This is a genomic window from Caulobacter sp. DWR3-1-2, assembly GCF_049896225.1.
Taxonomy (GTDB): Bacteria; Pseudomonadota; Alphaproteobacteria; order Caulobacterales; family Caulobacteraceae; genus Caulobacter.
Window position 1 is genome coordinate 1 of record NZ_JAFCTW010000009.1, and the last position, 11,598, is coordinate 11,598.

Below are 11,598 nucleotides of genomic sequence, written 5' to 3' on the forward strand. Positions count from 1 at the left end.
GGGAAGTCATAGGACGAAAGCAGCTCGCGCACTTCCATCTCGACCAGCTCGAGCAGCTCTTCGTCATCGACCAGGTCGACCTTGTTCATGTAGACGACCAGGGCCGGCACGCCGACCTGCCGGGCCAGCAGGATGTGCTCGCGGGTCTGGGGCATCGGGCCGTCGGCGGCCGAGACCACCAGGATCGCGCCGTCCATCTGGGCGGCGCCGGTGATCATGTTCTTCACATAGTCGGCGTGGCCGGGGCAGTCGACGTGGGCGTAGTGACGGTTCTTCGTCTCATATTCCACGTGCGCGGTGTTGATCGTGATGCCGCGGGCCTTTTCTTCCGGCGCGGCGTCGATGTCGGCGTAGTTCATCGCCTTGGCGCCGCCTTGCTTGGCCAGCGTGATCGTGATCGCGGCCGTCAGCGTCGTCTTGCCATGGTCAACGTGACCGATGGTGCCGATGTTGCAGTGCGGCTTGTTACGTTCGAACTTTTCCTTGGCCATTTTTCTCTACCTTAGGACCCCATTCCCCTCAGAAAAGTGGGGGGGCCTCAAATTGAATGGGAATTGCTGGGGTTCTTTTAGGCGTACTTCTTGATCACTTCGTCGGCGACATGCTGCGGCACCGGCTCGTAGTGATCGTATTGCATGGTGAACTGGGCGCGACCTTGGCTCATGCCGCGCAGGGTGTTCACGTAGCCGAACATGTTGGCCAGCGGCACGAAGGCGTTCACCACCGTGGCGTTGCCGCGCATGTCCTGGCCCTGGATCATCCCGCGACGACCGTTCAGGTCGCCGATGACCGAACCCAGATACTCTTCCGGGGTCACGACCTCGACGGCCATGATCGGCTCGAGCAGCTTGGGAGCGCCCTTCTCGCGCAGTTCCTTAAAGGCGGCGCGCGACGCGATTTCGAACGCCAGCACGCTGGAGTCGACGTCGTGGTACTTGCCGTCCGTCAGGGTCGCCTTGAAGTCGATCAGCGGGAAGCCGGCCAGCAGACCGTTGTCCTTGACCGACAGCAGGCCCTTTTCGACGCCGGGGATATATTCCTTCGGCACCGCGCCGCCGACGATGTCATTCTCGAACACGAAGCCCGAGCCCGGCTCGCCGGGTTCGAACGTGATCATGACGCGGGCGAACTGGCCCGTACCGCCGGTCTGCTTCTTGTGGGTGTAGTCGATGTCGACCTTGCGGCCCAGGCTTTCGCGATAGGCCACCTGCGGCGCGCCGATATTGGCTTCGACCTTGTAGGTCCGCTTCAGGATGTCGATCTTGATGTCCAGGTGCAGTTCGCCCATGCCCTTCAGGATCGTCTGGCCGCTTTCGAAGTCGGTCGAGACGGTGAAGGACGGGTCCTCGGCGGCCAGCTTGGCCAGGGCGACGCCCAGCTTTTCCTGGTCGGCCTTCGACTTGGGCTCGACGGCGATCTCGATGACCGGAGCCGGGAAGATCATGCGCTCGAGGATGACCGGCGACTTCAGAGGATCGCACAGGGTGTCTCCGGTGCGGGTGTCCTTGAGGCCGGCCAGGGCGACGATGTCGCCGGCGAAGGCTTCCTTGATGTCTTCGCGGTTGTTGCTGTGCATCAGCAGCATCCGGCCCACCCGCTCGCGCTTGTCGCGCGTCGAGTTCAGCAGGCCCATGCCGGTTTCCAGCTTGCCCGAATAGATCCGGCAGAAGGTCAGCGAACCGACGAAGGGGTCGTCCATGATCTTGAACGCCAGAACCGACAGCGGCTCTTCGTCCGAGGCCTTGCGAACGATATCTTCTTCGGTCTTGAAGTCGATGCCCTTGGTCGGCGGGATGTCCAGCGGCGACGGCAGGTAATCGACGACGGCGTCCAGCAGCGTCTGCACGCCCTTGTTCTTGAAGGCCGAGCCGCAGAGGATCGGATAGAAGGCGCCCTCCAGCACGGCCTTGCGGATGCACTTCTTCAGCACGGCTTCCGAGGGCTCTTCGCCGCCCAGATAGGCTTCCATCGCCTCGTCGTCCATTTCGACGGCGGCTTCCACCAGATAGGCGTGGGCTTCGATGGCCTTGGCCAGCAGGTCGGCGGGGATTTCCTCGTCGCGGAAATTGGCGCCCAAGGCGTCATTATCCCAGATGACGGCCTTCATGCGGACCAGGTCGACCAGGCCGCTGAGGGTGTTTTCCGCACCGATCGGGAACTGGATCGGCACGGCCTTGGCGCCCAGGCGGTCGCGGATCGACTCGACCGACTTGTCGAAGTCGGCGCCGATCTTGTCCATCTTGTTGACGAACACGATACGCGGCACGTTGTACTTGTCGGCCTGGCGCCAGACGGTTTCGGTCTGCGGCTCGACACCGGCGTTACCGTCCAGCACGGCGACGGCGCCGTCGAGGACGCGCAAGGAACGCTCGACTTCAATCGTGAAGTCGACGTGGCCTGGGGTGTCGATGATGTTGAGGCGCTTTTCTTTCCAGAAAGCGGTCGTCGCGGCCGACGTGATGGTGATGCCGCGCTCTTGTTCCTGGTCCATCCAGTCCATGGTCGCGGCGCCGTCGTGGACTTCGCCAATCTTGTGCGACTTACCTGTGTAATACAGGATCCGCTCCGTCGTCGTCGTCTTCCCGGCGTCGATGTGCGCCATGATGCCGAAGTTACGGTAGTCTTCGATTTTATGCTGGCGGGCCATGGATCTAGCTCTGTGTGACTGCCTCGCGCCAACCTGGAGCGGGGACATTTAAACGTGCGGCGCGGGCGGTTTATCGCAAACCGCCCGCGCCTGAAAGAGTGCTGGTGAGAAAGGTTACCAGCGGTAGTGCGAGAACGCCCGGTTGGCTTCAGCCATCTTGTGGGTGTCTTCACGCTTCTTCACCGCGGTGCCGCGGTTGTTGGAAGCGTCCAGCAGTTCGCCGGCCAGCTTTTCGGTCATGGTGTTTTCGCCACGCTTGCGCGCGGCGGTCACCAGCCAGCGGATGGCCAGGGCGCGACGACGCTCCGGACGGACCTCCACGGGCACCTGATAGGTGGCGCCGCCGACGCGGCGCGACCGGACTTCGATCGCCGGGGCGACGTTGTCCAGAGCGGAGTGGAAGGTTTCCAGGGGGCCCTGGTCCTTGCGCTTGGTCTCGATGATATCGAAGGCGCCATAGATGATGTTTTCAGCGACGGCTTTTTTGCCCTCGTACATCACATAGTTCATGAATTTCGTGACGATCAGGTCTCCGAACTTCGGGTCCGGCAGAACTTGACGTTTCTCGGCGCGACGGCGGCGTGACATGCTTCTTTTTCCTTACTTCGGACGCTTGGCGCCGTAGAGCGAACGACGCTGCTTACGATCCTTGACACCTTGGGTGTCGAGGACGCCGCGCAGGATGTGGTAGCGGACGCCGGGCAAATCCTTGACGCGGCCGCCGCGGATGAGCACCACAGAGTGCTCCTGCAGGTTGTGGCCTTCGCCCGGGATGTAGCACACGGCTTCGATGCCGGTGGTCAAACGGACCTTGGCGACCTTACGAAGCGCCGAGTTCGGCTTCTTCGGGGTGGTCGTGTAGACGCGGGTGCAAACACCGCGACGTTGGGGGCAGCCCTTCAGGGCGGGCACCTTGTTCCGGACCGGCTTGGGCTGGCGCGGCTTGCGGATGAGCTGGTTGACGGTAGGCATTCAGTCTCTGCTCTGATGGAAGCGTGTGCCTGTCGGCCGAAGCGCTTCGGGTCCTTGTTGTTTTTCGTCCGGCTTTCTCGGCCCCCAAGGGGGACCTGATAAACACGAAACTCGCCGGGACGCGGGTGGCGTTCCGGCGGGCTATCCGTCGGGGTAAGGGACGGGCGCTCATCAGGACGGACAGGGTCCGCCTCGAAAAGAGCGCGGAAACTACTCGCGAACGCCTCGTACGTCAATCGGCCCGTTTGCGTTGGTTAAAGACCCCCTAACAGTCACGCTTGCGTCACGTCTTGCGGCAATTGTCGGCCCGTTCGTTCTGCCACGAGGCCTCTCTTGAGCTCACCGGAATCCCAACGCGATTGGCCGCGACTCGGCATGGTCCTGGCCGGCCTGCTCGGGCTGAGCGGGCTGGTCCTGCTGATCCTGGCGCGGCCCACCGTGACGCGCTTTAGCGAGCGTTCAAGCGATCGGAGCGCCGTCGAGATCAGGCGGGTGGCGCGCGATGCGCCATGGCTTGAGCCCGAAGACGGCAGCGCTCCCGTCCCTAGGCCTGTTGTAAGACCAAGGCCCGCGCCGACCGAACCGCCGGCCCCGCCGGCCGCCACGATCGCCGAAACCGCCCCGCCCCGCTCAATTGGCGACCTTGGCGCGGTTCTGCGCGCCAGCAACCCGGCCTGCCTGGACACGCGCGAGGCCCTACTGTCGGCGGCCGAGCGCGACCTCTGCCGGGAGCGGCTGGGCGCCCTCGCCCGCAAGACCCCGTTGCGCCTCACGTCGATCACGCCGGAAAAGCGCGCCGACTACGACGCCGTCGCCCGCGCCCAGGCGCCACGGCGCGCCATCGTCCCCCTCGCGGCTCGCGGCGCCAGCGGCCTGTTTGGCGCCGACGATCGGCTTCGCGCTGGCCGCGGCCCGCGCGTGGGTTGTTCCATGAAGTTTGGGCCCAACGCCGAGCCGCCGTCCTCGGGACCCTGCTTTGTCCGGCCGGCGACAGGCCCGCCAACGCCTGAGACCACGTTGCGCAAATCTTACTAGTCACCCGTTCGGCCTTTGGCCGCCACGGTTTCGCCATGCGCGGTCGCAAGGCTTGGCCGTTCGTCACAGTCGAGTTGCTCTTGTCCCAATCCCGGTCCCTGGCCACGGCCGCGGCGCGCGCAAAGCCCATGCGTCGCGGCGCCGTCCTGGCTGTGTCGCTATTGGCGCACGCCGCGGTTTTGACAGCCCTGGCCTGGCCGGTGATCGAGAGCTTTCCGGACCGCTCCAACGACGAGGACGCCATCGACCTGGTGCTGCGACGGCCCCGGCGCTTGGGAGTCGCGACCACCGGAGCCGGTCAGCCCGCCCCTCGACCACGTCCCGCACTTGTCGCGCCTGTCGAGGCCGATCCGTTGGGCCTGGCCCCCGTCGCTACCGCGCCGCCGGGGCCCGTGGCCAGCCCCGGCAAGGGCGGGACCGACCTGCGGGCGTTGTTGCGGGGCAGCGGCCTCGGCTGTTCCAACAGCCATGGCCTGGACCTCAATCGCGAGGAACGCGAGCGTTGCGCCGAGCGACTGGGCGCGCAGGCGCGAAACGCCCAGCCCCTGCCCGCGCCGATCGATCCGGTCAAGCGGGCCTATTACGACGCCGTCGCCGAGGCCTACCGCGACCCGGGCCAGATGGTCCCGCTGACCGCGCGCGGGTCGGGCGGAATGTTCGGCGAGGAACGCAGCGTGCACGCCGGACATGGCCCCCGTGTCGGGTGCTCGGTGAAATTCGGTCCGAACGCCGACAAGGCGCCAAAGGGGCCGCCCAACGCTCTGCGGGCCGGGCCTTGCTACATCCAGGCGCCCACCGGATCGCTGACCCCGGAGGGCGACATCCGCAAGCCATACTAGAGCATTTCCCGACCTGACTGCGTCAGGCCGTGAGCTCTGATCTTCTGTTTTGACGCATTTTTCTTCACGCGAACCGGAACCACTTCACTCGAAAAATGCTCTAGCGCGCACCCACAGGCCTCCCATCTCGCGTTCAGCGGCCACGGTTTCGCCACGCCCAGTGGAAAGTCTGGCCGCCGGTTCTTCCTTGTCGAGTTTGCTCTTGGTCTCGCTGGCTGCACGTCGAAAACGGTTGAAGAACGGCGCGATCCTCGGCGGCTCGCTCCTGTTGCACGGGGCCATGCTGGCGGCCCTGGCCTGGCCTGTGGAGATACCCTTTGCCGACCGCTCGAACGACGACGACGCGCTGTCGATCACGCTGGAGCGGACGCTCTGGCCACCCCATCCGTCGCCCGACCAGATCGCGCCGCGCGCCTCGCCGCTCCAACCTCGGCCCGCTCGACGGACCACGCCCACGGCCATGTCGCCGCTGGTTGCGCCGATCCGCGCCGGGCCGGCCAAGCCGACGATGCAGAATCTCCACCCCGCCCCCTTGCCCGAAGGTCCGCGCGGCGATCTGCGCACGGCCTTGCGTGGCGGCAGCGTCGGTTGCGCCAATGAGCGGGCCGTCGGTCTCAACCGGCGTGAACTCGAGCACTGCGACGAGCGCCTGGGTGCGGCGGCCCGCAACGCCCCCGTCTATGAAGCGCCGATGGACGCCGGAAAGCGGCGCGGCTTCGAAGCCCAGGCCTTGCGTCAGAAGGCCGAGAAAGTGGCGCGCGACGCGCCGATGGGGGTGGGGGTCGATCACCGTAGCCGCGAGGGTCCCGGCACGATGAAGGACATCCCCTGGGTCGGCGGGGCCGAGCAGGACGGCCTGGGCCGCCCGATGTCGGCCACCCAGCAGCGGCTTAAGCATCTGCAGGACGCCGACAAGGCCGAGGCGCTGCGGAAGAAGGCCGCGCGGGACGCCGAGCAGCGCTAAAGCGCCTTTGGTTCAGATTGAATCGGCATCCAAATATTCAGTCTCCCCGACGAAGGCCGGGGCCCCGGTGAAACCCACGAGACGCTCTGGATGAATCTGGGTCACGGCCTTCGTTGGCTGGCGAGAGCATTTTTTGAGCGAAGTGGTCCTGGTTCGCGTGAAGAAAAATGCGTCAAAACAGAAGATTAGAGCTCTCGGCCTGACGCAGTCAGGCCGAGAGCTCTACAGCGCGTTTGGTTTACACAGATGCATCGCTCCAATTCCCCGTCTTGCCGGCGCCAACAGGCCGATCAGCAGGAATGGCCGGGTCTTGCGACTGGAGCGCTCGAGTTGGGCCAGGGCTTCCAGATCGTCGTGATCGAGCCGCACCTAACGCTCCTCCAGCCCGGAAAGCTTGCGCACGATGGCTTCGATCAGATTGAGGGACTTGTTGAGAAAGTAGGTGATCCGCCCGGCGGGCACCGTGGTCAGCCCGGTGGCCCCGAAGATCAGGCCCAACTCGGCGACCGAGACGCCCTTGGTCTCGAACATGATGTAGGCGGCGTAGATCAACAGCAGGAACGAGACGATCGCGCAGATCATGTAGACGAAGCGCTCGACCTGGAACATCCGCATCAGGCGATCCAGCGCGTCCAGGGCGCGATCGACGATTTCCTTGTCCATGGGCGCCCCCGCCCCGCCCCGCCCCGCCCCGCCCCGCGCCTGCCATCAACGGCGGGCCGCGACACAACCTTTCGTAACGCTACGACACAAACTCCGCCTAGAGCTTTAGTCGCGGTATTTCAAGATCGTGGCGTACCGATGGGTGACTCAATAAAAAAACGGCCCGGGATTGCTCCCGGGCCGTTCCGCTTCAGTCCGTGGTCGATGCTTAGGCGTCGGCGTTGGCGATGACCGCAGGCAGCGGCTCCATCGCGTCTTCGCGCTGCTGGGCCAGTTGCTCGTCGCGCCTGGCGGCGACGCGCTGCAGGCTGCGCAGGTAGGAACCCGTACCGGCGGGGATCAGGCGACCCACGATGACGTTTTCCTTCAGGCCTTCCAGGGTGTCGGTCTTGCCGTGCACCGAGGCTTCGGTCAGGACGCGGGTCGTTTCCTGGAACGACGCGGCCGAGATGAAGCTCTTGGTTTGCAAGCTCGCCTTGGTGATGCCCAGCAGAACCGGCTGAGTGGTCGCCCCACGGCCGCCACGGGCGGTCGCACGGTCCTGCTCGACATAGAACTCGGGCTTGTCGAGGTGGTCGCCCTTGATCAGGCCGGTGTCGCCGGGATCGAGGATCTCGACCTTTTGCAGCATCTGACGAACGATCGTCTCGATGTGCTTGTCGTTGATCGGCACGCCCTGCAGTCGGTAGACCTCCTGGATTTCGTCCACGAGGAAGTTGGCCAGGGCCTCGACGCCCAGGATGCGCAGGATGTCGTGCGGATCCGGGTTGCCGTCGATGATGTACTCGCCGCGCGCGATGAAGTCGCCATCGTGCACCGCGATATGCTTGCCCTTGGGGATCAGGAACTCGACCGCTTCGCCCTGGTTGCCGTCTGCGTCGACTTCCGGGGTGATCTTGATACGGCGCTTGTTCTTGTAATCCTTGCCGAATTCGACACGACCATCCATTTCCGCGATGACCGCGCAGTCCTTGGGACGGCGGGCTTCGAAGAGTTCGGCGACACGCGGCAGACCGCCGGTGATGTCGCGGGTCTTGGCGCCTTCGGTGGGGATCCGCGCGATGACCTCGCCCGGCTTGACCATGTCGCCGTCACCGACGGAGAGAATGGCGCCGACCGACATCAGGTAGCGAGCCTCGCCGCCATTGGCCAGGCGAACATAGGAGCCGTCCTCGGCCAGCACGCCCATGGCCGGACGCAGGTCCGAGGCGCGGGCCGAGGTCCGCCAGTCGGCGATCACGCGTTGCGCGATGCCGGTGGCTTCGTCGGTTTCCTCGCGGACGGAGAAGCCGTCCACCAGGTCTTCCGCACGGATCTTGCCGGCCACTTCGGTGATGATCGGGGTGGTGTAGGGGTCCCAATCGGCCAGACGCTGGCCACGCTTCACCTTGTCGCCGTTCTTGATCTTCAGGCGCGCGCCGTACGGCGGCTTGTAGTTCTCGCGTTCCTTGCCGTCGACCAGGACGCTCACGGCCGTATTGCGGCTCATGACCACCAGGAAGCCTTCGGTGCCGACAACGGTGGCGCCGGTCACGCGGACCGTACCGTCGTTGCTGCTTTCGAAGAACGACTGCTCGGCCACCTGGGCGGTGCCGCCGATGTGGAAGGTCCGCATCGTCAGCTGGGTGCCGGGCTCGCCGATGGATTGGGCGGCGATGACGCCAACCGCTTCACCGATGTTCACCGGGGTCCCGCGGGCCAGGTCGCGGCCGTAACAGGCGCCGCAGACGCCGACCTTGGCTTCGCAGGTCAGGACCGAACGCACCTTCACCGACTGAACCGCGGCCGTCTCGATGGCGTCGGCCATGTTCTCGGTCAGGTAGGTGTCGGCCGGGATGACGATCTCGCCGGTCGCCGGGTCCTTGATGTCCTCGGCCGAGAAGCGGCCCAGGACGCGCATGCCCAGCGAGACGAGGACGTCGCCGCCCTCGACCACGGCGCGCAGGGTGATGCCCCGAGTGGTGCCGCAGTCTTCCTCGACGATGATGCAGTCCTGCGCCACGTCGACCAGACGACGGGTCAGATAGCCGGAGTTGGCGGTCTTCAGCGCGGTGTCCGCCAGGCCCTTGCGGGCGCCGTGGGTCGAGTTGAAGTATTCCTGAACGGTCAGGCCTTCCTTGAAGTTCGAGACGATCGGGGTCTCGATGATCTCGCCGGATGGCTTGGCCATCAGGCCGCGCATGCCGCCGAGTTGCTTCATCTGGGCTTGCGAGCCCCGGGCGCCGGAGTGGGCCATCATGTAGATGGCGTTGATCTCCTTCTCGCGGCCGTTCTCGTCCTTATGCTTCATCTGAAGCTCGGCCATCATCTCGTCGGCGACGCGATCGGTGGCCTTGGCCCAGGCGTCGACGACCTTGTTGTACTTCTCGCCCTTGGTGATCAGGCCGTCGGCGTACTGTTGCTCGTACTCCTCGGCCAGGGTGCGGGTTTCGGCGACGATCGCCTCTTTCCGCTTCGGGATGATGATGTCGTCCTTGCCGAAGGAGATGCCGGCCTTGGCCGCTTCCTTGAAGCCCAGACCCATGATCTGGTCGGCGAAGATCACCGTCGCCTTCTGACCGCAGTGGCGGTAGACGATGTCGATCAGATTGCCGATTTCCTTCTTGGTCAGCGCCTTCTCGATCAGTCGGTGACCGATCGCAGTGTGCTGCGGCAGAAGGGCGGCGATCTTCATCCGGCCCGGCGTAGTGTCGATCACCCGGCGACGCACGACGCCGTCGGCGTCCATTTCGGTAAAGCGCGACTTGATCTTGGCGTGCAGGCTGACGACGCCGGCGTCCATGGCGGCTTCGATCTCGCCCAGGTCGGCGAAGATCTTGCCTTCACCCGGTTCACCCTCGCGAGCGACCGACAGATAGTACAGGCCCAGGACGATGTCCTGCGACGGCACGATGATCGGTCGGCCGTTGGCGGGCGACAGGATGTTGTTGGTCGACATCATCAGGACGCGCGCTTCCAGCTGAGCCTCGAGGCTCAGCGGGACGTGGACAGCCATCTGGTCGCCGTCGAAGTCGGCGTTAAACGCGGCGCAGACCAGCGGGTGCAGCTGGATGGCCTTGCCCTCGATCAGCTTGGGCTCGAACGCCTGGATGCCCAGACGGTGAAGCGTCGGCGCGCGGTTCAGCATCACCGGGTGCTCGCGGATCACCTCTTCGAGGATGTCCCACACCTGGGGCTGTTCGCGCTCGACCATGCGCTTGGACTGCTTGACGGTGCCCGAAAGGCCCTTGGCGTCCAGGCGCGCATAGATGAACGGCTTGAACAGCTCGAGCGCCATCTTCTTGGGCAGGCCGCACTCGTGCAGCTTCAGGTCGGGACCGACCACGATGACCGAACGGCCCGAATAGTCGACGCGCTTGCCCAGCAGGTTCTGGCGGAAGCGGCCTTGCTTGCCCTTCAGCATGTCGGCCAGCGACTTCAGGGGACGCTTGTTGGCGCCCGTGATGACGCGACCACGACGGCCGTTGTCGAACAACGCATCCACCGATTCCTGCAGCATCCGCTTTTCGTTGCGGATGATGATGTCGGGGGCGCGCAGCTCGATCAGGCGCTTGAGCCGGTTGTTGCGGTTGATGACCCGGCGATACAGGTCGTTCAGGTCGGAGGTGGCGAAGCGGCCGCCGTCCAGCGGCACCAGCGGGCGCAGTTCCGGCGGAATGACCGGCACGACCGTCAGAACCATCCATTCGGGGCGGTTGCCCGACTCGGAGAAGGCTTCGAGAATCTTCAGGCGCTTGCTGAACTTCTTTTGCTTCATGTCCGACACGGTGCCGGCCAGCTCTTCGCGCAGGCGTTCGGCTTCCTTGTCGAGGTCGATCGCCTTCAGCAGGTTCTGGATGGCTTCGGCGCCGATCTCGGCGGTGAAGCTGTCATCGCCATACTCGTCCTGGGCGCGCATGAAGTCGTCCTCGCTGAGCAGCTGGTGCTGCTTCAGCGGGGTCAGGCCCGGCTCGGTGATGATGTAATATTCGAAGTACAGGACGCGTTCGATGTCCTTCAGAGGCATGTCCAGCATCATGGCGATGCGCGAGGGCAAGCTCTTCAGGAACCAGATGTGGGCGACCGGCGAGGCCAGCTCGATGTGACCCATGCGCTCGCGACGGACGCGGGCCAGGGTGACTTCAACGCCGCACTTTTCGCAGATGATGCCCTTGTACTTCATGCGCTTGTACTTGCCGCACAGGCATTCGTAGTCCTTGGTCGGGCCAAAGATACGGGCGCAGAACAGGCCGTCACGCTCGGGCTTGAACGTGCGATAGTTGATGGTTTCGGGCTTCTTGATCTCGCCGAACGACCACGAGCGGATCTTTTCCGGCGAGGCCAGCGAAATGCGGATCTGGTCGAAGGTCGGAGCGGCCTGGACCGGATTGAAGATGTTCAGGATTTCCTGGTTCATCTTGGTTCCTTCTGCGGGATTACCCGCGAAAATTCAAAGTCGGAGAGCGGCGATCGAAGACCCCTCCCCGCCCTTTCGGGCG

The 11,598-nt window shown here is 64.8% G+C and carries 10 protein-coding genes; 3 read left to right on the forward strand and 7 right to left on the reverse strand.

The genetic code is table 11. From position 1 onward, the window contains the following. The 4 genes from ACP696_RS13460 to rpsL form a co-directional block, all read right to left on the reverse strand. A partial coding sequence (locus ACP696_RS13460; RefSeq protein WP_426009230.1) for a GTP-binding protein occupies positions 1 to 491 on the reverse strand: 491 nt, incomplete at its 3' end. Between the two features lie 77 nt (positions 492 to 568). After that, positions 569 to 2,647, reverse strand: a complete 2,079-nt coding sequence (gene fusA / locus ACP696_RS13465; protein ID WP_426009233.1) for an elongation factor G — start codon at positions 2,645 to 2,647, stop codon at positions 569 to 571. 114 nt (positions 2,648 to 2,761) lie between these two features. Next, entirely contained in the window at positions 2,762 to 3,235 is a 474-nt protein-coding gene (gene rpsG / locus ACP696_RS13470) for a 30S ribosomal protein S7 (protein WP_426009236.1), read from the reverse strand. Between the two features lie 12 nt (positions 3,236 to 3,247). Further along, complete coding sequence (gene rpsL, locus ACP696_RS13475; protein ID WP_007661566.1) at positions 3,248 to 3,619, reverse strand: 30S ribosomal protein S12; 372 nt, start codon at positions 3,617 to 3,619, stop codon at positions 3,248 to 3,250. A gap of 333 nt (positions 3,620 to 3,952) precedes the next feature. Between rpsL and ACP696_RS13480 the strand changes: the two genes are divergently transcribed. The 3 genes from ACP696_RS13480 (at position 3,953) to ACP696_RS13490 (ending at position 6,457) form a co-directional block, all read left to right on the forward strand. Then, positions 3,953 to 4,654, forward strand: coding sequence for a hypothetical protein (locus ACP696_RS13480; RefSeq protein ID WP_426043898.1), 702 nt, complete (start codon positions 3,953 to 3,955; stop codon positions 4,652 to 4,654). Between the two features lie 128 nt (positions 4,655 to 4,782). Next, positions 4,783 to 5,493: a hypothetical protein gene (locus ACP696_RS13485; protein ID WP_426043899.1), complete on the forward strand. Its 711-nt coding sequence runs from the start codon at positions 4,783 to 4,785 to the stop codon at positions 5,491 to 5,493. Between the two features lie 202 nt (positions 5,494 to 5,695). Continuing rightward, on the forward strand, positions 5,696 to 6,457 hold the full coding sequence (locus ACP696_RS13490; RefSeq protein ID WP_426043900.1) for a hypothetical protein: 762 nt from the start codon (positions 5,696 to 5,698) through the stop codon (positions 6,455 to 6,457). A 222-nt stretch (positions 6,458 to 6,679) separates the two neighbouring features. Here ACP696_RS13490 and ACP696_RS13495 read toward each other — a convergent pair whose 3' ends face one another. The 3 genes from ACP696_RS13495 to rpoC all read right to left on the reverse strand — a co-directional run bounded on the left by ACP696_RS13495 (position 6,680) and on the right by rpoC (position 11,516). Then, a complete protein-coding gene (locus ACP696_RS13495; RefSeq protein WP_426043901.1) occupies positions 6,680 to 6,826 on the reverse strand; it encodes a hypothetical protein in 147 nt (48 codons plus the stop codon). Then, a complete protein-coding gene (locus ACP696_RS13500; protein WP_426043902.1) occupies positions 6,827 to 7,120 on the reverse strand; it encodes a hypothetical protein in 294 nt (97 codons plus the stop codon). Positions 7,121 to 7,328: 208 nt separating this feature from the next. Further along, positions 7,329 to 11,516 carry a DNA-directed RNA polymerase subunit beta' gene (rpoC, locus tag ACP696_RS13505; RefSeq protein ID WP_426009251.1) on the reverse strand — a complete coding sequence of 1,396 codons (4,188 nt, stop codon included), beginning with the start codon at positions 11,514 to 11,516 and terminating at the stop codon, positions 7,329 to 7,331. Between the last annotated feature and the right edge of the window lie 82 nt (positions 11,517 to 11,598).